The sequence below is a fragment of the Gymnodinialimonas sp. 202GB13-11 genome, assembly GCF_040932485.1.
Lineage (GTDB): Bacteria > Pseudomonadota > Alphaproteobacteria > Rhodobacterales > Rhodobacteraceae > Gymnodinialimonas > Gymnodinialimonas hymeniacidonis.
Map to the genome: position 1 here is coordinate 2,559,650 of NZ_JBFRBH010000001.1, position 23,947 is coordinate 2,583,596.

Genomic DNA, 23,947 nt, shown 5'->3' on the forward strand with positions numbered 1-23,947 from the left:
ACTAAGTGGAGATCTCGATGAAAGTGACATTTGCCTTGGCCGGAGCCGCCGCAATCACGCTTCCGGCGCTCGCGGCTCCTGTTTTTCTTCCCCGAGCCGAAGGACCGCCGCCTCTACGCGAGGCGGACCGATACTTGTCGAACGTCGAACGCGCCGTGTTCAATGGACCGGTCGAGGATGTAATCGCCCATCTCAATTCCGACGAAGGCTCGGTTCTGGCGTTCGTCCAACAGACAGATCGCATCGCCGGGATCGGTGATGAAATCCCGATTGAAGGTACATTCCCTGACGTGGGTGCGCTTCGGATTCTGGAATTGACCGACGGTTCCCGCGTGACCGAGCGCGTTGTCGAAAATACCGAGGCCCGCTTCGCCTATCAGATATGGGGATTCACGGCGCCCGCCGCCCGCCCGATCGACCACATACACGGCTATTTCAGCTACGAAGCGCGCGATGAAGAAACGACCGAGGTGGTCTGGACCTACGCCGTTGCCCCGCGGGTGTTCTGGGCTCGGCCCTTTATCCAGGGGTTTCTCGACAATGATTTTGGCCCGTTCATGCATTCCGGCCTAAGCGGATCTGCTGAGGCCTTCAACGCTACGGTGGCAAACTAACTCGCGACCACCCGCATCACGCGCAGCATCGCGGCGATGTAATCCTCCTCATCCGCACCGTCCGCTATGGCCAGCGCCGCGCGGTCGAATGCCGCCGACAGAACAACGGCCAAAGCCGTGCGCTCTGCCGCTGAAACCTTTGGCAACGCGGCCTCCAATCCCTCGGCCAAACTGTGCCGGCCACCGCCCGCGTCGATCTCGTCCATCCGCGCATGGCCCAATACAGCCGGACCATCGACCAACAACAACCGCGCCCGTCCCGGAACCCGCATGGCAGCAAAGAAGGCGCGGCTGCCATCCTCCAATCCCGTCGCTCCATCCTTGATATCTGCCCGCAGCGCTTCAGCCTCGGCCAGCACCACCGCATCGAACAGCGCCGCCTTGTCCGCGAAGTGATGATAAAGCGCACCGCGTGTGACCTCGGCCCGTTTGACGATTTCGGGCGTGCCCGTCTCAGCAAAGCCCTTCTCCACAAACAGCGCTCGCGCCGCTGCCATCAGACGCGCCTTCATCTCTTCCGAGCGGACGGAATTGGGGCGTCGCACATTTTTCTCTTGCATACATACAGCCTGTATGTTTATTGATTCCACTTACAGACACACTGTATGTTTTTATAAGAAAGGACCGCAACCATGAAACTCACGCAATACTATCCCGTTCTTCAAACCGCTGATGTGGCAGGCACCGCGGCCTTCTACATTCGCCACTTCAATTTCGCTCCGGCCTTCGAGATGGATTGGTATGTCCACCTGCAATCCACCATCGACCCGTCTGTGAACCTCGCCATCCTCGATGCGCAGCATGAGACGATCCCCGAACCGTTCCGGGGCGAAACATCCGGCATGATCCTCAACTTCGAGGTCTCGGATGTGGATGAGGTCCACGACAGGCTAAGCGCCGCGGGCCTGCCCATCGTGAAATCCCTGCGTGACGAAGCCTTTGGCCAACGCCACTTCATCACCGCCGACCCGAATGGCATTCTGATCGACGTGATCCGCCCGATCGCGCCCGATGCGGACTTTGCCGACGCCTATACCGCCGAGGCCCTGCCTGCCTGATACGCGGGCGCCGCAGCGCGGCATCCCACGTTGACTTCCAGCGATCCGCGCGCCACGTTGCGCGCGGATTTACTTGCGGGGATGCACGCCATGAAAAAGGTCTACGGTTCAGCCAAGGAAGCGCTCGACGGCGTCCTCTTCGACGGCATGCTGATCGCGGCGGGCGGCTTTGGCCTTTGTGGCATTCCCGAGCTCTTGATCGACGGTATCGTCGAGGCAGGCACCAAGGACATCACCGTGGCTTCCAACAATGCAGGCGTCGACGGCTTCGGCCTCGGCAAACTGCTTGAGACGCGCCAGATCAAAAAGATGATGTCGTCCTATGTGGGTGAGAACGCCGAATTCATGCGCCAATACCTGTCCGGTGAGCTGGAGCTTGAGTTCAACCCCCAAGGCACCCTGGCCGAGCGCATGCGCGCCGGCGGCGCGGGCATCCCCGGCTTCTACACCAAAACCGGCGTTGGCACCGTGATCGCCGAGGGCAAGGAAGTGAAGGAGTTCGATGGCGAGGACTACATCCTCGAACGCGGCATCTTCGCTGACCTCTCTATCGTCAAGGCATGGAAGGCAGATGCCACCGGCAACGCCGTCTTCCGCAAGACAGCCCGCAACTTCAACCCACCCGCCGCGATGTGCGGCAAGATCTGTATCCTTGAGGTGGAAGAGATCGTGGAAACCGGCAGCCTCGATGGCGACGCCATCCACCTGCCCGGCATCTATGTGCACCGCATGATCCAAGGCGAACACGAGAAACGGATCGAGCAACGGACAACGCGGGCCGCGTGAGCACCCGCTCCCCTTATTCCGGCCTGCCGCAGCGCGCCTTCTGGCGCGGGGGCGTCGCAGGTGCACCAGCCTTTCCGCCCGACCTATACCGCCCCAAATTCCCGGTCACGCAAGAGACCCGCGTCTTCACCGCAGGCTCCTGCTTCGCCCAACATGTCGGCGCGGCGATGAAGGCCGCCGGCATCAAGGTGATCGACACCGAGCCCGCCCGCCGCGGCCTGCCGCCCGAGACCGCCAAACGCTTCGGCTACGGCGTCTATTCCGCGCGCTTCGGCAACCTCTATACCGTCAAACAATTCCGCCAATTGGTCGATGAGCTGAACGGCGCACAACCCGAACTCCCCGTCTGGGAGCGCGACGGCCGCTTCTGGGATGCTCAACGCCCCGGCGTCGAACTCGAAGGGCTCGCCTCCGCCGAGCTCGTCACGGAAATGCGCGCCCAACACCTCGAAGCCGTGACTGAGGCCCTTTCCCAAGCCGACATGATCGTTTTCACCCTCGGCCTCACCGAAGCTTGGGAACACCGCGATACAGGCACCGTCTACCCCACAGCCCCCGGCACCATCGCGGGCGACTACGACCCCGACATATTCCACTTCGTGAATTACGGCGTCGCCGACATCCTCAACGATTTCACCGCGCTGGAAGAGATGCTGTCGGACATCAACCCGGATCTCAAGTGGCTGCTCACCGTCAGCCCCGTTCCCCTCGCCGCCACCGCCTCCGACCAACACGTCCTGCCCGCAACAATCCGCTCCAAATCCATCCTTCGCACGGTCTGCGATATGCTGTGCGAAAGCTCCGACCGGATCGATTACTTCCCGTCCTACGAACTCGTGACCTCACCCGCCCACACGACCAGCCCGTTCGCCGATGACCTCCGCTCCGTCCGACCTGAGATCGTTTCGCAAATCATGCAGTGTTTCCTGCAATCCCATAACCTCCGCGAGGAGGGCGCGGAGCGGCCTGGGAAGAGATCGCCAAACGCAGACCCAGCTGACGACGCAATCTGCGAAGACATCCTCCTCGACGCCTTTGCCCCGGAGGGGCCGAAGTGAAGATAGCCGTCGTCGGAACCTCCAACATCGGCGCCATCAAATACGCCGACGCGCAGATCGCGGCGGAACATCCGCACCTGAATGTCACCTGTTTCGGCCTGCCCGGCGGAAAATTCGATGGCGCGCACATGAGCGACGGCCAATTCGGCCCCGACCGCTCCGACCACAGCGCTATGAAACTCGCCCGCCGCGTGAACGGCGCGCCCACCATCGACCTCACGGCCTGCGACCATATCCTCGTCATCGGCGACACGCTTGGCATGCCCAACACGCTCTGGACCGCCGCCTCCTACGATATCGCCGACTGGCCCGCCCGCACCGGCCGCGCGCTCTTGTCCGAACCGGCCTTCCTCTCTGCGATGGAAGAGGCCATCACCACACGCGCCGACCACCTGCGCAGCCAATTCGCCGATCTGCCTATCTACGTGGCCCTCGCCCCCTATCCGACCACCGCCGTCGTGCCAAAGGGCGAACACCACCAGATGCCCTACGCCGCCATGGCCCACCACCCTGAGGCCGCGCGTATCCAGAGCCTCTACCGCGCCGCACTCACCAAAGCGCTCACCCAGCGCAACATGACCTTCGTCGCGCAACCCATTGAGACCATCGCCTCCCCGTTCCTCACAAAAGAACCCTACGGCCACGGCTCCATGGACTTCCGCGACGAGGGGCGGCTTCTCAACGACCACCGCCACATGAACGCCGATTTCGGCGCTTCGCTTTTCCGCGCCTTTGCGCTAACCCTACCCGCAAAAGACGCTGCACCGCAGAACCAGGAGGGATAATCCCATGTGGGACCGCAACCAGATGGCCGCCCGGGCCGCTCAGGAACTTGAAGATGGCTGGTATGTGAACCTTGGCATCGGCATCCCGACGCTGGTGTCGAACTACATCCCCGAAGGCATCGAAGTGACGCTGCAATCCGAGAACGGGATGCTCGGCATGGGCCCCTTCCCGATCGAGGGAGAAGAGGACGCGGACCTGATCAACGCGGGCAAGCAGACCATCACCGAACTGCCCCACACCTCCTACTTCGACAGCAGCCAATCCTTCGGCATGATCCGCGGTGGCAAGATCGCCATGGCGATCCTGGGTGCCATGGAAGTGGCCGAGAACGGAGACCTCGCCAACTGGATGATCCCCGGCAAGCTCGTGAAAGGCATGGGCGGCGCGATGGATCTGGTCGCAGGCGTGGGTCGCGTGGTGGTTGTGATGGATCACACCAACAAGCATGGCGATTCCAAAGTGCTGAAGGAATGCACCCTGCCGCTGACCGGCAAGGGCGTGGTCGACCGCATCATCACCAACCTCGGTGTGCTGGATGTTGTCGAGGGCGGTTTGAAAATCGTTGAAACGGCGGAGGGCGTATCGGAAGACGACCTGCGCGCAGCGACCGAAGCCACCATTGTCTGACGGCATCACGCGGGAGATCAGCGGCTCAAAAGGCCGCTACGCTCTTACCCAAAACGGGGCGGAGGCAGAACTCACCTATTCTATCGCGTCGCCCAAGCTGATCATTGCGGACCATACATTCGTGCCCGACAGTTTGCGCGGCACCGGGGCCGGGCTTGCGCTTGCCGAACGTCTGGTGGCCGACGCGCGGACGGAAGGGGTGAAGATCGTGGCGCTATGCCCGTTTGTGAAAGCACAGGCCGCAAAGCATCCCGATTGGGCGGATGTGATCCAATAGGCGGCGCTTAATCCATCACCTGAAACACGCAGCCATCCGACACCAGATCGGGCGGCGTGTTGCACAAGGTCCGCGCCATGGCCCAAGCCGACAGCACGCGCGGGACGTAAGTGCGCGTTTCGTCGTAGTTGGGAACACCGCCCGAGCGTGTGACAGCCCCCTCGCCCGCATTGTACGCGGCAAGAACCAGAATCGGGTCGCGGTCAAACTCGTCCATTAACCAATCCAGATAGGCCACCCCGCCCGCGATGTTCTGCGCCGGGTCAAACGCATCTTCCACGCCGAACCGCTCCGCCGTGGCCGGGATTAACTGCATCAGACCCTGCGCCCCAGCCCCGCTTTCCGCATCCGACCTGCCTGCGCTTTCCGCAGCGATCACAGCCAAGGCAAAGGCAGGAGAAACCTGCGTGCCTATGCTTGCGGCCAGAATGTCCCGCCCATGTTCGCGCGCGATGCGGCTGACCGTATCCAAACGCGGCGCGCCCAGGGTTGCAGCCTCCTCGGAATTGGCGAGATGTTCCTGCGCCTCCCAAAAGCGGCCCGGATTGGCGGGCATGCTGGCCGGGATCGCGGCCCAGAACCATTCAGAGGCACTGCTGGCCGCCGGTTCGACCGGTGCAAGCGGATCGGCTGAGGCCGCAACCTCCTCACCTTCCTCTTCCTCTTCCGCACCGGCAGCCGCGATGGCCGCTTGCCGCTCCATATCTTCTTCTGTGACCTGAATATTGATGCGGGGCCCGCTATGACCCGCATCCGGTGCACTCAAAAAACGGATCGAACTCTCTTGTGCGAGGCCCTGCACGGGCAAAAGGGCCGCCAGCGCGGCCCAGAAAACGGGGCATCTCTGCATGAAGCACCTGTATTTACTGCTCATTCTTCAGGGCCGAACCGATCTGCGCCAGCCGCGAACCCCTTATTTTCTTAACCATGCCTGTCCAAATGACACGAAACAACCCTTTAGAAATCGCAAACATTTCCCACAGGCGCCCAATTCGCGCCCCGATTGGCCGCGATAACTCTCCTTGTCACAGGGACAACCCGGGGCTTCACCCCCCGCCCCGGACACCTGAAACCGAATGAAGACCTTTTTGTCATACTGGAGAACCTGACAATGAAAGCCATGATCCAAAACTTCGCAAAATCCGAATCCGGCGCCGTGACGGTTGACTGGGTTGTTCTGACCGCCGCCCTCGTGGGCCTGGGCCTGGCCGTTATGGCTGTTGTGTCCGCTGGCGTTGAGAACCTCTCGGACGACATCGGCAACTCGCTGGCAAACGCCAACCCGGAAACCAGCCCCTTCGCTGGCAACACCGACATCACCGCGACAACCGACATCGCGCTGGACTAATCTCCGCAGCCAACTGGCTTACGGATGAGTTTACGGGTCGCCTTCGGGCGGCCCGTTTTCGTTTGGGTCGGTCGCAGTGTTCTTCGACAGACCTCAGACCTCAGACCTCAGACCTCAGACCTCAGACCTCAGACCTCAGACCTCAGACCTCAGACCTCAGACCTCAGACCTCAGACCTCAGACCTCAGACCTCAGACCTCAGACCTCAGACCTTACGATTTGACACGAAACAACCCTTTAGAAATCGCAAACATTTCCCACAGGCGCCCAATTCGCGCCCCGATTGGCCGCGATAACTCTCCTTGTCACAGGGACAACCCGGGGCTTCACCCCCCGCCCCGGACACCTGAAACCGAATGAAGACCTTTTTGTCATACTGGAGAACCTGACAATGAAAGCCATGATCCAAAACTTCGCAAAATCCGAATCCGGCGCCGTGACGGTTGACTGGGTTGTTCTGACCGCCGCCCTCGTGGGCCTGGGCCTGGCCGTTATGGCTGTTGTGTCCGCTGGCGTTGAGAACCTCTCGGACGACATCGGCAACTCGCTGGCAAACGCCAACCCGGAAACCAGCCCCTTCGCTGGCAACACCGACATCACCGCGACGACCGACATCGCGCTGGACTAATCTCCGCAGCCAACTGGCTTACGGATGAGCTTACGGGTCGCCTTAGGGCGGCCCGTTTTCGTTTGGATAAATGACAACGACGCGCTTCCCCGACGATCCTTCGAAAAATCGAGCGACACGTCAGACCCCAGCCGCCCCTGCTTCCCAAAATCATCGCTGCACTGCCCAATTTGCGCCCGGTTTTCGCGGGACAACGAAAGCCAACAACAAAGCTCGACACCTCTCAGATCCTGGTGCTCGACAAAACGCTCAACAAGACGGGACATCGCACCATGAAGACCGCACTGAAATCCTTTCTCTCCAACGAATCCGGCGCCGTCTCGACCGACTGGATTGTTCTGACCGCTGTCGTCATGGGCCTTGCGCTGGTCTTCACCGCCGTCATCGTGTCGGGCACAGAAAACGCGTCGAACGACATCAGCAACTATATGGCGAACGTTCAGACGGATACCGATCCGCTTCAGGCGAACGTCGACATCACGGCATCGACCGACATCGCGCTCAACTAAGTTTGAACAGATAGCCGAACGCAAGAAACGAGGCCGTCCCGATGGGCGGCCTTCAGTTTTTCCGGACAGACGCTCCCGAAATCCACCTGGTCTCCGGCGACGGCAAGCATTGAAAAAACCTATCAATTCCCCCGCCTTGCCACCGACATGCCCCTGCCCGACCCAATTTTCGCCCGATTTCTCGGCGACAACGGAGCCCTGTAGTGAGTTTTGTATCCGCTACGCGGACACAGAGCAGAAAATAACGAGGTGGGCATTATGCGTATCGTATTCATTTTGGTCTTAGCTGTCGGGGTCGGCCTCGCTGGCTTTGCGGTTTCGATCGCAAAAGACCGGTTTGACCAATATCAGGCGGCCCTGGCCGAACAGCAGGACGCGATCCTTCCAACCACGCAGATCGTGGTTGTGACGCGGCAACTGGCTTACGGCGATCAGCTTACGCCGGACGACGTTCAGCTTGTCCGCTGGCCAGCAGAATTCGTGCCCTTCGGCGCCTTCACATCTATTGAGGAACTGTTTCCCGGCGGTGAAGAGGAAGGCATGCGCACCGTTATCCGCATGATGGAGCAGCACGAGCCCATTTTGCTGACCAAGGTCACCTCCCCCGGCGAAGATGCTGGCGTGGCTTCGCGCCTGGCCGAAGGGATGCGCGCCATCTCTCTGAGTGTGAACATCAACTCTGGCGTGTCAGGCTTCCTACGCCCCGGCGACCGCGTCGATGTCTATTGGACCGGTCAGGGTCGTAACTCCGAAAGCGTCACACGCCTTGTGCGCGCCAATGTGCAGATCATCGCGATCGACCAGATCACCGATGAACAGCGCAACAGCCCGACGATTGCGCGCACAATCACCATTACGGCTCTGCCCGAGGATGTTGCCTTCCTGACACAGGCACAATCGACCGGATCGTTGACATTGGCCCTGGTGGGTGTTGGGGATGCGAGCGAAAGCGCCGATGTCGAAGTCTCCAGCTCGTCCGTTCTGGGCGACATAGAGGAAGTCGCCGCAGAAGGCCCAAGCGTCTGCACAGTGCGTAACCGCCGTGGCGCTGAAGTTGTGGTCACACAGGTGCCTTGCCTGCAGTAATCCACAGACTTATCCACCGAATTTCATGACGCGCCCCTGTTCCGTAGGGGCGCGTTTTTTGTGGATAACTTCGGGACCGTTGTCGAATTGGCACATGAACAAACGGCCCCAACACAGTGATTCTTGCACGAAAAACGGATTTGAGGCATGGTGCTCCAAAGGGCGAATAATAAACATTGCCCATAACCGTGACATAGAGGCAGGTCACATCATGAGCATGACAGGTTTTCTGCGTGCATGCCTTCTGGGCTGCGCAACACTACTTTTCCAACCCGCAATGATGGCCGAGGCGCAGGGTCTGCGCGTCGTCGAAGGTGAGAGCACCGGAACATTGCGCGTTCCCATGAACCGTGCCGTTGTCGTTGAAAGCGACATGTTGTTCGCCGAGCTTTCGGTGGCCAACCCGGCCATTGCAGACATCGCGACATTGTCCGAGCGCTCGATCTACGTGCTTGGGCGTGCACCGGGCCGCACAAGCATGACGTTGCTTGGCCCCGACGGCGCGCTGATCGCAAATGTCGAGATCCAGGTTGTTCCTGACGTGGCAGAGCTGCGCGAACGCCTGCGTGAAATCCTTCCCGGTGAACCGGTGGAGGTTCGCACAGCAAATGACGGCATCGTCCTTTCCGGCACTGTCAGTTCCGCCTTTGCGGTTGATCGCGCCATGGAATTGGCAGGTCGATACGGCGCCGTGTCGAACCTTATGATGGTTGGCGGCACGCAGCAGGTCATGCTGCAGGTTCGCTTTGCAGAGATGCAGCGTACCGTGCGCCAGGAATTGTCTTCATCTCTTGGTATCGGTGCCAGCACCGGCAACTTCGGCACAACCTTCGGGGCCAACGGTGCAACGGGTGCCGGGTCCTTTGGCGGCGCTACAGATGCGGTACCATCTGGCAGCGGCTCCGGCGGCCTTGGTGTCAGCTTCTCGGCTGGCGGCCTGCAGCTCTCGGTTCTTCTGGAAGCGCTGGAATCCAACGGCATGGTCCGCACCCTCGCGGAACCCAACCTGACGGCGCTTAGCGGTCAAACGGCCGATTTCCTTGCGGGCGGCGAATTCCCGGTCCCAACGGAATCAGAATCCGGCGGCACGACCGTTGAATTCAAGCCATTCGGCGTCCAGTTGAGCTTCACGCCCACGGTTGTGGACGGCGACATCATCAACCTGAACCTGAATGCAGAGATTTCCTCGATCGGTGAGGTTTTCGCAGGCAGCTCCTCCCCGGCACTCAACACCCGGTCGGCCTCGACCACCGTTGAAATGCGCGACGGAGACAGCTTTGCGATTGCAGGTCTTCTGCAAGATGACTTCCGCAATTCGGTCGGACAGGTGCCGTGGCTCGGCGATCTGCCGATCCTGGGCTCTCTTTTCCGGTCCGCTAGCTATCAGCGGCAACAGTCCGAGCTGGTGATCATCGTGACGGCTCATCTGGTAAGCCCCGTTCGTGGCGAAGCGCTTGCGCTTCCGACCGACCGGGTGCGCATCCCGACCGAGCAGGAACTGTTCTTCTTGGGTGAGGTCACTGGCCGCGCCCCAGCCGTCGGAACCCCCGCCGGCGAAGTGGCCCAACAGGATTTCTCGGGATCCTACGGCTACGTCCTGGACTGAGGAGGCGATGATGACCCATAAACACCCTTCACGGCGGATCGTCCTGGCCAGCATGGGCTCCACCCTTGCGCTCGCGGCCTGCGGTGACTTCCAGATCGAAACCGGTCGCCCGCTTGGCGCCGAATTGGATGAAGGCCGCTTCGGCGACCCGACACGCCAGAACATCGGGGTCCAGAACGGCGATATCAACTACGCCGCCCTTCTGGGCGAACGCTTCGCCGCCGAGGTGCCGACAACCATCAACTTCGCCTTCAATTCGGCGGAACTTGATGCCACGGCACGCGGGATCTTGACGCAACAGGCTGATTTTATCCGCAACTTCCCGGAAGTGCGCTTCTCGGTCTTCGGTCACACCGATGCCGTGGGCAGCCGTGCCTACAACCACCGCCTCGGCCTGCGCCGCGCGCGGGCTGCGGTTAACTTCCTGGTGCATCAAGGCGTAAACCGGCATCGGTTGCAGGCGCTGGTCTCTCTGGGAGAGACTCAGCCGATCGTTGCCACCGACATGGAAGAGCGTCGGAATCGCCGCACGGTGACCGAGGTGACAGGCTTTGTTGAAACCAGCGATCTGGTTCTCGACGGGCGCTACGCCGAAATCATCTACCGCGACTATCGTGGTGGCGGTGGCGGCGGCCAATAGCCTCCTAACCCTTATATTACTCGCATTCAGACCGCGCCGGACCCCCTCCGGCGCGGTTTTTCGTTTGGCGACAAAGCCCAGTGATGTCCACGAATTGTAAACGTAATCCCTTTTTTGTGTCCCATTCTCGCCGTTTTTCCGGAGCACCTTCACCCTTGGGAAGGACCAAGATGAGATGAGTCGTCTTGGCACTGAAATGGGTCCATGGACCGGCCGATCGAGCAACAAAGGGCCGCCATGAGCTTTTGAAATGATGATCCGGGGATACCCCGGGCAGATTGGGATTTGAGGAATGAGTAGCGGACTGGCACTGAAATCCGAACCGGCCCCCATCGTCGCTTGCACGGTGTCGAGCATGGTTCATCACTTCGGTCTTCTGATCGAGGATATGGAAACCGAGTTGGGCGAAGCATGGGGCGACCTGGGCTTTGAAGAGGCGCGTGATTTCATCAACGCGCTGGAGCCTGGCAACCTTGAATTCATTGCACTCGCCGTGCGCGAGGAAGATGAGGCTGATCTTGGCCGCGTGGGCGAGGTTATTCGCGCCGCCCGCTCCAAGGAGATCAAGGTTATCCTGATCCCCGAAAACCTCACAACTGCTGGCCTGCGCGAACTCCTGCGCCTTGGTGCGGATGATTTCGTCCCCTACCCGCTGGCCGAGGGCGCCCTGCACGACGCGATCGAAAAGATCCGCGCCGAGCCTGAGCCCGCCCCTGCCCCGCAACTGCCCGACGATACACCGGATACCCCGGCAACGGGCCAGCGCCTTGATACGCAATCCGCCGTTTTCGCCGTGCAAAACCTTGCTGGCGGCACGGGCGCAACCACGCTTGCCGTCAACATGGCGTGGGAACTTGCCAATATCGACAAGAAGAACGCGCCTTCGGTGTGCATCATCGACCTCGATCTGCAAAACGGCTCGGTCGCGACATATCTCGACCTGCCGCGCCGTGAGATCATGCTGGAGATGCTCCAGGATGCCACGTCGATGGACACAGACGGCTTCAAGCAGGCTCTTGTCGGCTACGAAGACAAAATGTCCGTCTTCACATCGCCGGCTGAGATTGTCCCGCTCGACATTGTGGGCCCGGAAGAGATCGGCGCCATTCTCGACCTCGCCGCGCAAAGCTTCGACATCGTGATCGTCGACATGCCGCGCACCATGGTCATGTGGACAGAAACGGTTCTGAACCGCGCGGACATGTATTTCGCAACGCTGGAACTTGATCTGCGCTCGGCCCAGAACGCCATGCGCTTCATCAAGGCCCTGCAATCCGAGGATCTTCCGCTGGACAAGATCCAGTATGTCCTGAACCGCGCGCCGGGCATGACCGATCTGAACGGCAAGACCCGGATGAAGAAGATGGCCGAAAGCCTTGGCGTCTCCTTCTCGAACATGTTGCCGGATGGCGGCAAGCCAGTGACGCAGGCCTGCGATAACGGGGAAACCCTGGCCGAAGCCGCCAAGAAGAATCCGCTCCGCAAGGAAATCACCAAACTCGCAGACGGGCTTTACAAAGCCATGGTCGGCGACGTGAAGGCGAAGGGTAAGTAAATGTTTTCGAAGTATAAAAAGACCGGTGGATCCGGGGCCGTTGCCCCGCTGACCGAAGTCGCGAAATCACCCAAAGTGGCCGAAAAGGCCCCCGCTCCGGCGGAAACGGCGGCTCCGGCCCCAAAGGTCGCCCGTCAGCCTGAGAATGTGACCCCGATGCCCACGCCCGCGACGTCGGAGAGTGAGGACAAGGATCGCAAGCGTCGCCTGCGTCTTGATGAGATCAAGACTGAGATGCACCATCGCCTGCTCGACAACCTGAACCTCTCCGCCCTAGAAGGTGCCAAGGATAGTGAGCTTCGCTCGGAAATCACCGCCATCACCAGCGAACAGCTGGCTGAAATGGGCGTGGTCCTCAACCGCGAAGACCGCCAGACGCTCAACACCGAACTGTTTGACGAAGTCACGGGCCTTGGCCCGCTTGAGCCGCTTTTGCAGGACGAAACCGTCAACGATATTCTCGTCAACGGCCCGAACCGGGTGTTCATCGAACGCGCCGGTAAGCTGCAGCTCAGCGACGTGCGCTTCAAAGATGAACGCCACTTGCTGCGCATTATCGACAAGATCGTGTCGGCCGTGGGTCGCCGCGTTGATGAATCCAACCCTTACGTTGACGCCCGTCTTAAAGACGGCTCGCGCTTCAACGCGATGGTTCCGCCCGTGGCCGTCGACGGCTCGCTCGTTTCCATTCGTAAATTCAAGAAGGAAAAGCTGGGGATCGACGATCTCGTCAATTTCGGCGCCTTCTCCGAAGAAATGGCCGCCTATCTTCAGGCCGCCGTGGCCTGCCGCCTGAACGTCATCGTCTCCGGCGGTACCGGCTCCGGTAAGACCACCACACTCAACGCGCTGTCGTCGTTCATCGACAACAAGGAACGCGTGCTGACGATCGAGGATACGGCAGAACTTCAGCTGCAACAGATCCACGTGGGTCGGATGGAAAGCCGCCCGCCCAACGTCGAAGGCAAGGGCGCTGTGACCCAGCGGGATTGTCTGCGCAACGCGCTTCGTATGCGACCCGACCGCATCATCGTGGGTGAGACGCGTGGCGAGGAAGTGATCGACATGCTCCAGGCCATGAACACCGGCCACGACGGATCCATGACGACAATCCACGCCAACAACGCCCGCGACGCCTGTTCGCGCCTTGAAAACATGGTCGCAATGGCCGGTATCGAGATGCCGCTCAAGGCCGTCCGCGCTCAGATCGCCTCGGCTGTGCACCTGATCGTTCAGGCCTCACGCCTGCAGGACGGTTCGCGCCGCATGGTTTCGATCACCGAAGTGACCGGCATGGAAGGTGAAGTGATCTCCATGCAGGAAGTCTTCCGTTACCAGCGCACCGGCCTTGAACCCGATGGAAAGATCATCGGCCATTTTACCGCCTGCGGCGTGCGCTCGCATTATTCCGAACGGTTCCGGCAGTGGGGCTACGACTTGCCCAACGCCATCTACGAACCCATCGCGGCCCAATAAGGAGCGCTGAGACCATGCAACTCTCTATCGAACCGCTCATCTATATCGGCATCTTCGTCGGTGTGATCATGCTGGTGAATGGCGTCTATTTGCTGGTTTTCGGCAAGTCGATCAGCCTCAATGCCCGTGTGAACCGTCGCCTGACGATGCTGGAATCCGGCACCAGCCGCGAAGATGTTCTGGCCAAGCTCCGCAAGGAATTGGATCAACACAAGGGCAGCGTCAGCCTGCCCTTCTACCAGATGATCGCCGACAAGGCGCAGCGCGGGAACATCGCCTTTTCGCCCAATCAGCTGATGCTGATCATGTTGGGCGCGATGGTCGTGGCCTTCCTGCTTCTGACTCTTCTGACCGGCGCTTCGCTTCCATTGCGGGCTATGGTTTCGGTCGGCATGGGCATCGGCGGCGTTTTCTTCTGGGTCAACAACAAGGCCAAGAAGCGCATCGCGATGTTCGAAGAACAGCTTCCCGATGCGGTGGAACTGATGGTGCGCAGCTTGCGCGTTGGCCACCCGTTCGTATCCGCCATCAACACGGTCAGCCGTGAGATGTCGGACCCAATCGCGTCCGAACTCGGGATTATCGCAGACGAGGCCGCCTATGGCCGCGATGTGGCCGAAGCCATCCAGGCTATGGCCGAACGCCTGGGCATTCAGGATTTGCGCTTCCTCGCTGTGGCCGTCGGCATTCAGCAAACCTCGGGTGGTAACCTCGCCGAGATTCTGCAGGGGCTGGCCAACGTGATCCGGGCGCGCTTCAAGCTGTTCCGCAAGGTCAAGGCGATCACGGCCGAAGCAAAGTGGTCGGGTAATTTCTTGTCGATCTTCCCGATCCTTGCGCTGATCGGCATCAACGTAATGCAGCCCGATTACTATTCCGAAGTGATGGGCACGCCCGTCTTCATCCCCGCCTGTGCTGCCGTGGCCGTCATGCTGGCCATGAACATGATCATCATGCGCATGCTGGTGAACATCAAAGTGTAATGACAATGGGCGCCCCGCGCCCGCGTAAGAAAGAGCAGTCCGATGCAGTTTATCTCAGGTCTCTTCGATAGCGTGAACGAGTTTCTCGTGGCGCAGCTTGGCGAACTTGGCCCCCTGATTGCAGTGGGTGGCCTGGGTGTCCTTCTGGTTCTGGCGGTTCTGCCGTCGCTTTTGAAAAAGCAAAAGGATCCGTTCAAGGCCCTCCGCGAAGAACGCACTGGCCATTCCGGTGACAAGAAAGATGCCCTGCGTCAGGCCGGCAAGAACGAGAAACTCGATCGATTTGCCCAGTATCTCGAACCCCAGGACGAGGAAGAGCTGTCGGCAACCCAGTTGCAGATGATCCGCGCGGGCTATCGCTCCAAATCGTCGATCCAGATGTTCAACTTCGCCAAGCTCGCCCTTGGCATTGGCGGCCTGCTTCTGGGTACGCTCTATGTGCTGGTCTCTGGCGGCGGCGGGTCGGCTCAGAACTCGATCCTGATGGTCGTGGTGCCGGGCTTCATCGGCTACTACGCCCCGAAATACTGGATCCAGCGCCGCATTCAGGCCCGCGAGGATGAGATCAACGGAGGCTTCCCCGACGCACTTGACCTTATGCTCGTCTGCGTGGAGGCCGGCCAATCGCTCGACCAGGCCATCGTGAAAGTGGCCCGCGAAATCAAACCCTCCTACCCCGCTTTGGCCGAGGAATTTGAGATCGTCAGCTACGAGATGAAGGCCGGTAAGGACAAAACCAAAGTTTTGCGCGACATGGGCGAACGGGTTGGCATTCAGGACGTGAACTCGTTCATCACCACGCTGATCCAATCTTCGACCTTTGGTACGTCTATCGCCGAAGCCCTGCGCGTCTACGCGGACGAAATGCGCGACAAACGCGTGATGCGGGCCGAGGAAAAGGCCAACAAGCTGCCCACGAAGCTCACGCTGTTCACGATGATGTTCTGTGTGCCCCCGCTTCTGATCATCCTGATCGGGCCATCGGTCTATGGCATCGCCACCGACCTGAACGGCGGCGGCTGAACCGGCGACCAGCCACAAAAGAAAAGACATGCACCGGGCGTCCGCATCACATATGCTGGCGCCCGAGTGGTATTTGAACAAAAGGCGCGCAAAGTGCCCCGCAATCTCTTCCTGTCTCTCGCGCCCTTGGCGCTGTCTGCCTGCTTGGGTGAGCCGCGCCTTGATAGCGGCTTGCCCGACCTCGAAGGGCTGAACGTCCCCTCCACCGTGGATGGCTATGAAGAGGGCATTGACGGCCTGATCGTCGGCGACCGCCTCATGTCGAACGGCGAATATGAGCTGGCCTTGCGCGCCTACTACCGCGCCGCTGCCGAAGACGGTCTCAACATCGATCTCGTCACCGCAATCGGGGCCGCGAACCTCGCCCTGGGCCGTCTGGGACAGGCCGAAGACCAATTCCGTCGCGCAATTGCCACACAGCCAGATTTCGTGCCTGCCCTCAACAACTTGGGGGCGACCCTCATAGAGAGGGGCGAATATGGGGAGGCGCGCCGCATTCTGGAGCAAGCCTTTGCGCTGGATAGTGGCAGTTCGGAAACGATTCGCGACAACCTGCGCCTCGCTATCGCTCTGCAGGAAAATCAGGTATATTCTGACGAAGAAGAGCACAATCGGCCTGGGCTGATCCGTCGTGGCGGGGGCGTTTATACCCTCACCGCCGGCGTCTGACGCACCGGGACGAACACCAACGAAGGCGTGGCGCAAGATCACGTCCAGTAGATGAGGCAGAGCATGACCCGTTTCCTCCGGTTTACCCCGGCGGCATTTGCCGTCTTCGCGCTTGCAGCGTGCAACACCACTGACGCCGACGTTGATCGCGCGCTCGATCCGCTCAACGTGATCGACGAAACGAACATGTCCGACATCATGCTGAACGCCGCCGCCCCGGGCGAGGCTGTCAGCTACTTTCAACGCGCCGTCGAAGAAGATCCCGACCGGATCGACCTTCAGCGTGGCCTGGCCACCAGCCTTGTGCGCGCCGGTCGCGCGGCCGAGTCCTTAACCGTTTGGCAAAGGGTCATCGACCATGATGCCGCCATGGATCAGGACCGCGTAGATTTCGCCGATGCCCTCATTCGCAACGGCGACTGGGACGATGCACAAGCACAGCTTGATGCAACTCCGCCGACGTTTGAAACCTACGAACGCTACCGGCTTGAGGCGATGATCGCCGACAGCGAAGAAGATTGGGACCGCGCCGACAGCTTCTATGAAACGGCAGCTGGCCTCACGACCCGCCCCGCCAATGTCTATAACAACTGGGGCTATTCACACCTGACCCGTGGCGACTACGAAGGGGCGGAGGAGTTGTTCCTGCAAGCCATCTCGTATGACCCCGACCTCTTCACCGCCAAGAACAACCTCGTTCTGGCGCGCGCCGCCCAGGGCAATTACCAGCTTCCGCTCATCAACATGACACAGATCGAACGCGCGCAACTGCTGCACACAGCCGCCCTTGCCGCAATCCGGCGTGGCGATGTGTCGGACGGGCGTGGCCTGCTGAACGAAGCAATCGACACCCACCCGCAGCATTTTGAGGCCGCGGTCACCGCTTTGCGCGCGCTCGACGCTTAAAACAGCACAGTTGGACGGAAACGACCCAGTTCTTGCCCCTATTCGGCCCGATTTAATCGGCAAAAAACGGGGAAACCGTTTCCAAATCGGGAAAAGAGCATGACTTTCGACGTAGTTCTCACCGCCAGCCAGGCCTGGATCTTTCTGCCCATCTGTCTGCCGATTGCCCTTTGGGCGATCTACACGGACCTGACAGAACTCAAGATCAAGAATATCGCCGTTCTGGCGCTGTTCGCGGGCTTTGTGGTGCTTGGGCTCTTCGCCCTGCCCTTCCCCGAATACGCCTGGCGCTTCTCGCACATGGCGGTGGTCTTGCTGATCGGCTTTGTCCTGTCTTCCTTAGGTGTAATGGGCGCAGGCGACGCGAAATTCGGCGCCGCCATGGCCCCCTTCATCGCCCTGCCCGACGCGATGCTTGTACTGCTGATCGTCACGATGTCGGCCTTCGCCTTCATGATCGTGCACCAGATCGCCAAACGCATTCCCGCTGTTGTCGCCGCGACGCCAAACTGGGCGTCTTGGGACACGGGCCGCCGCTCGATCCGCAAGCAGGCGTTTCCCTATGGCGTGGGCATCTCAACCGGCCTGATCGTCTACATGATCCTCGGCATCACCGGCACCGCATAAGGACACGTTCCCATGAACATGCAGGTCACAGATAATTCAGCCGCCTTCGCCCCCCCGGCGCTGCGCAAGCTGACAGATACCGGGCTGACGATCGTGATGATGCGCGACATCGTGCTCAAGACGATTTTCCGCAAAAACGTGGAACAGGTCTCGGAAATCGCTAAGGCCGTGTGCCTGCCGATCCCGCTCACGACCGAGCTGATCGATATGCTGCGCGACCAGAACCTGTTGCAGGCCACCGGTACGCTGCACGCGACCTCCTCGAACGAGATGGGCTTTCAGCTCACCGATGGCGGCAAGGCGCGCGCCCTCGATGCGCTGTCCCAATCCGAATATTACGGCGCGATGCCGGTCCCGCTGGAAGACTACAAGGTGCAAGTGAAGCGCCAGTCTATCCGCGACATCAAGCTGACCCGCGACATGCTGGAAGCCTCGATGGGCCATCTGATCCTGCCCGACGGGCTGATCGACCAGCTTGGGCCCGCCGTGGGCTCAGGCCGCTCGGTGCTGATGTACGGCCCGCCCGGTAATGGTAAATCCTCCATCGCTGAAGGCATCCGCGCCGCGATGGGCGACAACATCTACGTCCCCCATGCATTGGCCTATGCCGGTCAGGTGATCACCGTGTTCGACCCGATCGTGCACACGCCGGTGATGAAATCCGAGACATCTGAGCAGACCAGCCTGCGCCGCAGCGCCAGCAAGTTCGACACACGCTACCTCCTGTGCACCCGGCCCACGGTTATGACCGGTGGTGAATTGAACCTGTCGATGCTCGACCTCAACTACAATGCGGTCAGCCGCACCTACCAGGCCTCGCTTCAGCTGAAGTCGACCGGCGGCGTCTTTATTGTCGACGACCTTGGCCGTCAGGAAGAACCGCCCCAGGCGCTGATCAACCGCTGGATCGTTCCGATGGAAGTCAACTATGACATCCTCGCGCTCCAATCGGGTGAAAAATTCGAAGTGCCGTTCGACACGCTGGTGGTTTTCTCAACCAACTTCCACCCGAACGAGATCTTCGACCAAGCGGCCCTGCGTCGTATCTTCTTTAAGGTGAAGATCGACGGCTCAAATCAGGAGCAATTCCTGAAAATCTTCGCCATGGTCGCAAAGAAGAAAGGCGTGCCACTGGATGAGGCTTCCCTCATCCATATGCTGAAGAAGAAGTATCCCACGATCGACAACATCTACGCGAACTACCACCCGGTGTTCCTGTGCGATCAGATCAAGGCGATCTGCGATTTCGAGGGCATCCCCTACCAGATGCGCCCCGAATTCATCGACCGTGCGTGGGAAAACCTATACGTCCGCGAAGAGACCATCGTTCACTAGAAACGGACCGGAAAACTCAGGTTTTCCGTGTGGAATTTCTGCAGAAATCCCCACCCACGGGATGGCGGGTGGGGCGCCTTTGGCCAGTGGCCAAACAGCGTCACGCGCCAACACGTGTAACTACAAAAAAACTACAGGATCACTACAGGTTCATTACGCGCGCTTTTGACCTATCTTGCGCTGTATGGACGCTGTCGCCCCCCCTGCCCTGCCACCAGAAATCGAAGGCTGGTTTTCGTCGCGCGGTTGGTCCATCCACCCGCACCAGCGCGAAATGCTGGACCTCGCAGATCAACCCTGCCAACTCCTCATCGCCCCCACCGGCGGCGGCAAGACGATGGCCGGGTTCCTTCCCACTTTGGCGGAGCTTGCGGACGGAGACCACGACGGCCTCCACACACTTTATATCAGCCCGCTCAAGGCCTTAGCCGCCGACATCAAGCGCAACCTGACCGCCCCAATCGAGGAAATGGGCCTGCCCATCCGGGTCGAGGATCGCACTGGCGACACGCCCTCCAGCCGCAAGAAACGCCAACGCGCCGACCCGCCGCACATTCTGCTCACCACCCCGGAAAGCCTCGCCCTTCTCACCAGCTACGAGGACGCCGACCGCACCTTCAAAGGCCTCCAACGCGTCATTGTCGATGAAATCCACGCCCTCGCGGAATCCAAACGCGGCGACCAACTCATGCTCGCCCTCTCCCGCCTCTCCGCCCTGCGCCCCGACCTGCGCCGCGTCGGTCTCAGCGCCACTGTCGAAGACCCGCAAGCCGTCGCCCGCGTCCTTGCCAAGAACCCCGATCCCTGCGCGATCCTGAAAGCCGATCCCGGCCCCGACCCCGACATTCAGATGCTGACAACCGACGCCCCTCCCCCATGGTCCGGCGGCGGCGGCAAATACGCGATGCAGGCCGTCCTCGAACAGGTAAAGGCCCATAATACAACGCTTATCTTCCACAACACCCGCGCGCAGGCCGAGTTGTTTTTCCACCACCTCTGGCTGGCAAACGAAGATCAGATCCCCATCGGTATCCACCACGGTGCGTTGGCGCGCGAGCAGCGTGAGCGTGTGGAACAGGCCATGGTGAACGGCGAGCTTAAGGCGATCGTTTGCACCGGCTCTCTCGACCTCGGTATCGACTGGGGCGATGTCGATCTGGTCATTCAGGTCGGGGCGCCCAAGAACGTCAAACGCCTCGTCCAGCGCATCGGCCGCGCCAATCACCGCTACAACGCGCCGTCCAAAGCGCTGATCGTACCGGCAAACCGGTTTGAGGTGATCGAATGCGTTGCCGCCCTTCAAGCCGTGCGTGACCACACACTCGACGGCGACATCGACCACACTGGTCCCCTCGACGTCCTCTGCCAACACATCCTGATCCGCGCCTGTGCGGGGCCGTTCACCGCAGATGAGCTCTACGCGGAAGTCCGCACCGCCGGTGCCTATGCCGACCTCCCACGAGAGACCTTTGACCGCTGCCTCGATTTCGCGGCCACCGGCGGCTACGCCCTGCGCGCTTACGACCAGTGGCAGCGCTTGATCGAGCTTGATGGCATCTACCGCCTGCGCGACCCACGCGCGACGGCCCGCATTCGCATGAACATCGGCACCATTGTCGACGCGGACAAAATGGCCGTCCGTCTTCAAAAGACACGCGGCGGCAGGCCCTTGGGCGAGGTTGAGGAATACTTCGCCTCCATGCTGCGCAAGGGCGACACCTTCCTGATCGGGGGTGAGATCGTCCGCTATGAAGGCATGCGCGAGATGACTGTCGAAGTCACGCGCACCCCATACCAGAAGCCCAAGATCGCCACCTTCATGGGCACGAAGTTCGCTACCTCAACGCAGCTATCAGACCGTATCCTAGCCATGTTCCGGCAAGAAGATTGGCCTGAATTGCCAAACCACACCCGCGACTGGCTGAAGCTCCAACGCGATGTTTCACAATTGCCGCAACGCGACCGCCTGCTGGTCGAAACCTTTCCCCACGATGGGCGCGAACATCTGGTGGCCTACGGCTTCGCTGGCCGAAACGCGCAGCAAACGCTCGGTCTTCTGCTGACGCAACGGATGGAGGAACAGGGCCTCAACCCGATGGGCTTCGTCTCCACCGACTATGCGACGCTGATCTGGGGGCTGGATCAGGCGACCAATATCGAACCGCTTTTCAGCCGCGACAACTTGATGGCCACAATGGAAAGCTGGCTTGCCGACAACGCGGTGATGAAACGCACCTTCAAGGGCAGTGCCATTATCGCGGGGCTGGTGGACCGATCCATGCCCGGCGGAAAACGCAAATCCGGGCGGCAAGCGACCTTCTCGACCGATATCCTCTACGACACTCTGCGCAAGTATGATCCCGATCACGTCATGTTGGAGATCACCCGGAACGAGGCGATGCGCGGTCTGGTCGATTTCGGACGGATCGAAGAGATGCTGGATCGCATCGGGGGCCGGATTGACCACAAACCACTGACGCGCGTAACACCGCTGGCCGCTCCCCTATTCCTGGAGCCCGGGCGCATTCCAATTCAAGGCCTCGCCAATGAACGGCTATTGGCAGATGAGGCCACGCGACTAATGGAAACGGCGGGCTTAAAGTTGGAATAGAGGTAAAAACATACCCATGCGCTATTCCGCTTTTCTTCATACGCGCATTACTCACCCAAGGTGACGCCACGTAAGTCCAGAGCCTAAGAATTCTGAATTGGCGTTTATCATGACGCATTCCGCAATGCATACTCCGTGAGTTAACCCGTGACCTGACGCCTTGCTTTCATGCGCCCGCCCGGCATATGAACGAAACATGAACGGCCTAACCTTCTCCTTCGTCGATCACACGCTCACTGCCCTGCCAAGCGGGGCGCTTTGGTGGCCTGCGGAAGCGACGCTTGTGGTCAGCGACCTGCACCTTGGCAAAGCGGAGCGGATGGCACGACGGGGTGGGCCGATCTTGCCGCCCTACGAAATTCAAGAAACGCTCGACCGGCTGATTGCAGATTGCGCGGCCACTGGCGCAAAGCGAGTGATCTGCCTGGGGGATAGTTTTGACGACCTCGCAGCCGCACAGGCCACCGCACAAGACGTGTCAGATCGGCTGGCGCCTACCATGGCCGGACGTCAATGGATCTGGATTGAGGGCAACCATGACCCTGGACCAGTCGGCATCGGAGGCGAACACCTCAGCGAAGTGAAAATTTCCTCCATCGCCTTTCGCCATATTGCCTCAGAATCTTCAGAGGCAGAGGTATCGGGACACTATCACCCAAAAGCGCGTGTTCTGGCGCGTGGCCGTACTATCACGAGACCCTGCTTTCTGGTGGACGACAGACGCCTGATTTTGCCCGCTTTTGGCACCTACACAGGCGGTCTACATTGCGACCGCCCAGAATTGGCCAGCCTTATGGCACCCAACGCTGCCGCAATTCTTCTCGCCGATCCGCCGGTGCGGATTCCGATGCCGCGTTAGGTCACTGAGAAACCAGCAGATTGCAAATCGCCCAATCGGGACGGGCTGACGGGAACCCTTGCGCCGCACGTGAGGATCGCCGCATACCGCCTGCCATCCTGTGTCACGGATTTTATAGTTTCAAACGCCAGCCAATGTGACCGGTGGACCTGAATCCCATCTGCGCCGTCCAATTGAAGCAGGGCGTCGGAAAAGCGCATACGCACCCGCGCTTCGCCCTTCGCGGTATAGATGAGAAGTTGATGCCCATCGGCTGAGACCCGTTTGATAGGGCCCTGCACGGATGGCTCAACATGGCGCACCAATGCAGGGGCCTCCTCCACCGGCACAGCAACTGGCATTCGCTGAACCTCAGTTAAAGCTTCGGGTTCTTCTTGCATATTCCGGTACTGATGCCGAACAAGAACGGGAATGGCACAGATGAGCCAGACAATGATCACGTGCTCGATCAGGAACAGCGGCGTCGCAAGCTGATCTCCCAGAAGGAAAATGTTCGCCGCCCAGATCAAAGGCGCCAAAACAATCCCAATGCAAAATACCGCGACAACATCGCGTTTGAGCTCGGATCCCGGAACGACGTCTCTGAGAAAGCTTCGTATCAGATGAGCGGGAATCAGAGAGCCGAGAATGACGGCGCCCCAATAAAGGCCCCGCTCCGGCAATGAAAACCTGTCATAGGTGGAAAATGGGCCAAGGAGCGAAACAATCACCACAGCCAATAACGCAATTGAAAGGCGAATTCGCCAATCACGTTTACGATCTAATACGCTGGTGGAGTTTTCTTCCAATCCGATATCCGTTGATCAGAGGCCTGTTCGCGATTTCTGCGACGATAAAGGTCGTATTCAATAGTCTTCAAGGATGATTTCGCTAACATGTG

26 protein-coding genes are annotated in these 23,947 nt (G+C 60.1%); 23 read left to right on the forward strand and 3 right to left on the reverse strand.

What is annotated here, in order from left to right:
- Nucleotides 1-17: 17 nt before the first annotated feature.
- On the forward strand, nt 18-614 hold the full coding sequence (locus tag V8J81_RS12880; protein ID WP_368476155.1) for an SRPBCC family protein: 597 nt from the start codon (nt 18-20) through the stop codon (nt 612-614).
- Here V8J81_RS12880 and V8J81_RS12885 read toward each other — a convergent pair.
- On the reverse strand, nt 611-1,174 hold the full coding sequence (locus tag V8J81_RS12885; protein WP_368476156.1) for a TetR/AcrR family transcriptional regulator: 564 nt from the start codon (nt 1,172-1,174) through the stop codon (nt 611-613). The genes V8J81_RS12880 and V8J81_RS12885 overlap by 4 nt on opposite strands.
- Before the next feature lie 72 nt (nt 1,175-1,246).
- Between V8J81_RS12885 and V8J81_RS12890 the strand changes: the two genes are divergently transcribed.
- From V8J81_RS12890 to V8J81_RS12915, 6 genes are all read left to right on the forward strand, one after another.
- Complete coding sequence (locus tag V8J81_RS12890) at nt 1,247-1,672, forward strand: VOC family protein (protein ID WP_368476157.1); 426 nt, start codon at nt 1,247-1,249, stop codon at nt 1,670-1,672.
- 90 nt (nt 1,673-1,762) lie between these two features.
- Nucleotides 1,763-2,458, forward strand: a complete 696-nt coding sequence (locus V8J81_RS12895) for a CoA transferase subunit A (protein ID WP_368476158.1) — start codon at nt 1,763-1,765, stop codon at nt 2,456-2,458.
- Nucleotides 2,455-3,516 carry a GSCFA domain-containing protein gene (locus V8J81_RS12900; protein WP_368476159.1) on the forward strand — a complete coding sequence of 354 codons (1,062 nt, stop codon included), beginning with the start codon at nt 2,455-2,457 and terminating at the stop codon, nt 3,514-3,516. The genes V8J81_RS12895 and V8J81_RS12900 overlap by 4 nt, the downstream gene beginning before the upstream one ends.
- Nucleotides 3,513-4,301 (forward strand): hypothetical protein, encoded by a 789-nt coding sequence (locus V8J81_RS12905; protein WP_368476160.1) that lies wholly within the window; start codon nt 3,513-3,515, stop codon nt 4,299-4,301. The genes V8J81_RS12900 and V8J81_RS12905 overlap by 4 nt, the downstream gene beginning before the upstream one ends.
- Nucleotides 4,302-4,305: 4 nt before the next feature.
- A complete protein-coding gene (locus V8J81_RS12910) occupies nt 4,306-4,929 on the forward strand; it encodes a 3-oxoacid CoA-transferase subunit B (RefSeq protein WP_368476161.1) in 624 nt (207 codons plus the stop codon).
- Nucleotides 4,922-5,206: a GNAT family N-acetyltransferase gene (locus tag V8J81_RS12915; protein ID WP_368476162.1), complete on the forward strand. Its 285-nt coding sequence runs from the start codon at nt 4,922-4,924 to the stop codon at nt 5,204-5,206. Before V8J81_RS12910 ends, V8J81_RS12915 begins: the two co-directional genes overlap by 8 nt.
- Before the next feature lie 7 nt (nt 5,207-5,213).
- On the opposite strand, the gene V8J81_RS12920 is transcribed toward V8J81_RS12915, so the two are convergent.
- The gene (locus V8J81_RS12920; protein WP_368476163.1) at nt 5,214-6,056 is read right to left on the reverse strand and encodes a lytic transglycosylase domain-containing protein; all 843 of its coding nucleotides are present in this window, start codon (nt 6,054-6,056) and stop codon (nt 5,214-5,216) included.
- A gap of 261 nt (nt 6,057-6,317) precedes the next feature.
- On the opposite strand from V8J81_RS12920, the gene V8J81_RS12925 reads away from it, so the two are divergent.
- The 16 genes from V8J81_RS12925 to pdeM all read left to right on the forward strand — a co-directional run bounded on the left by V8J81_RS12925 (nt 6,318) and on the right by pdeM (nt 23,067).
- Nucleotides 6,318-6,554 carry a hypothetical protein gene (locus V8J81_RS12925; protein ID WP_368476164.1) on the forward strand — a complete coding sequence of 79 codons (237 nt, stop codon included), beginning with the start codon at nt 6,318-6,320 and terminating at the stop codon, nt 6,552-6,554.
- Nucleotides 6,555-6,945: 391 nt separating this feature from the next.
- Complete coding sequence (locus V8J81_RS12930; RefSeq protein WP_368476164.1) at nt 6,946-7,182, forward strand: hypothetical protein; 237 nt, start codon at nt 6,946-6,948, stop codon at nt 7,180-7,182.
- Between the two features lie 272 nt (nt 7,183-7,454).
- Nucleotides 7,455-7,691 (forward strand): hypothetical protein, encoded by a 237-nt coding sequence (locus V8J81_RS12935; protein ID WP_368476165.1) that lies wholly within the window; start codon nt 7,455-7,457, stop codon nt 7,689-7,691.
- 258 nt (nt 7,692-7,949) lie between these two features.
- Nucleotides 7,950-8,777 (forward strand): Flp pilus assembly protein CpaB, encoded by an 828-nt coding sequence (gene cpaB / locus V8J81_RS12940; RefSeq protein WP_368476166.1) that lies wholly within the window; start codon nt 7,950-7,952, stop codon nt 8,775-8,777.
- Between the two features lie 211 nt (nt 8,778-8,988).
- Entirely contained in the window at nt 8,989-10,383 is a 1,395-nt protein-coding gene (locus V8J81_RS12945; protein ID WP_368476167.1) for a type II and III secretion system protein family protein, read from the forward strand.
- Nucleotides 10,384-10,393: 10 nt separating this feature from the next.
- Entirely contained in the window at nt 10,394-11,023 is a 630-nt protein-coding gene (locus tag V8J81_RS12950; protein ID WP_368476168.1) for an OmpA family protein, read from the forward strand.
- A 292-nt stretch (nt 11,024-11,315) separates the two neighbouring features.
- Nucleotides 11,316-12,578 carry a CpaE/TadZ family protein gene (locus tag V8J81_RS12955; RefSeq protein ID WP_368476169.1) on the forward strand — a complete coding sequence of 421 codons (1,263 nt, stop codon included), beginning with the start codon at nt 11,316-11,318 and terminating at the stop codon, nt 12,576-12,578.
- The gene (locus tag V8J81_RS12960) at nt 12,579-14,054 is read left to right on the forward strand and encodes a TadA family conjugal transfer-associated ATPase (protein ID WP_368476170.1); all 1,476 of its coding nucleotides are present in this window, start codon (nt 12,579-12,581) and stop codon (nt 14,052-14,054) included. It begins immediately after the preceding gene.
- Between the two features lie 14 nt (nt 14,055-14,068).
- Nucleotides 14,069-15,037 (forward strand): type II secretion system F family protein, encoded by a 969-nt coding sequence (locus V8J81_RS12965; protein WP_368476171.1) that lies wholly within the window; start codon nt 14,069-14,071, stop codon nt 15,035-15,037.
- A gap of 42 nt (nt 15,038-15,079) precedes the next feature.
- Nucleotides 15,080-16,060, forward strand: coding sequence for a type II secretion system F family protein (locus V8J81_RS12970; protein WP_368476172.1), 981 nt, complete (start codon nt 15,080-15,082; stop codon nt 16,058-16,060).
- Nucleotides 16,061-16,153: 93 nt separating this feature from the next.
- Complete coding sequence (locus tag V8J81_RS12975) at nt 16,154-16,729, forward strand: tetratricopeptide repeat protein (protein ID WP_368476173.1); 576 nt, start codon at nt 16,154-16,156, stop codon at nt 16,727-16,729.
- Between the two features lie 63 nt (nt 16,730-16,792).
- The gene (locus V8J81_RS12980; RefSeq protein WP_368476174.1) at nt 16,793-17,635 is read left to right on the forward strand and encodes a tetratricopeptide repeat protein; all 843 of its coding nucleotides are present in this window, start codon (nt 16,793-16,795) and stop codon (nt 17,633-17,635) included.
- Nucleotides 17,636-17,734: 99 nt separating this feature from the next.
- A complete protein-coding gene (locus V8J81_RS12985; RefSeq protein ID WP_368476175.1) occupies nt 17,735-18,262 on the forward strand; it encodes an A24 family peptidase in 528 nt (175 codons plus the stop codon).
- A gap of 12 nt (nt 18,263-18,274) precedes the next feature.
- Nucleotides 18,275-19,597, forward strand: a complete 1,323-nt coding sequence (locus V8J81_RS12990; protein ID WP_368476176.1) for a DUF8689 domain-containing protein — start codon at nt 18,275-18,277, stop codon at nt 19,595-19,597.
- Between the two features lie 184 nt (nt 19,598-19,781).
- Entirely contained in the window at nt 19,782-22,208 is a 2,427-nt protein-coding gene (locus V8J81_RS12995) for a ligase-associated DNA damage response DEXH box helicase (protein WP_368476177.1), read from the forward strand.
- Nucleotides 22,209-22,404: 196 nt separating this feature from the next.
- Nucleotides 22,405-23,067 (forward strand): ligase-associated DNA damage response endonuclease PdeM, encoded by a 663-nt coding sequence (gene pdeM, locus V8J81_RS13000; protein WP_368476178.1) that lies wholly within the window; start codon nt 22,405-22,407, stop codon nt 23,065-23,067.
- Here the strand turns inward: pdeM and V8J81_RS13005 are convergent.
- A complete protein-coding gene (locus tag V8J81_RS13005) occupies nt 23,064-23,855 on the reverse strand; it encodes a LytTR family DNA-binding domain-containing protein (protein ID WP_368476179.1) in 792 nt (263 codons plus the stop codon). The two genes, pdeM and V8J81_RS13005, sit on opposite strands and share 4 nt — an antisense overlap.
- Nucleotides 23,856-23,947 lie beyond the last annotated feature (92 nt).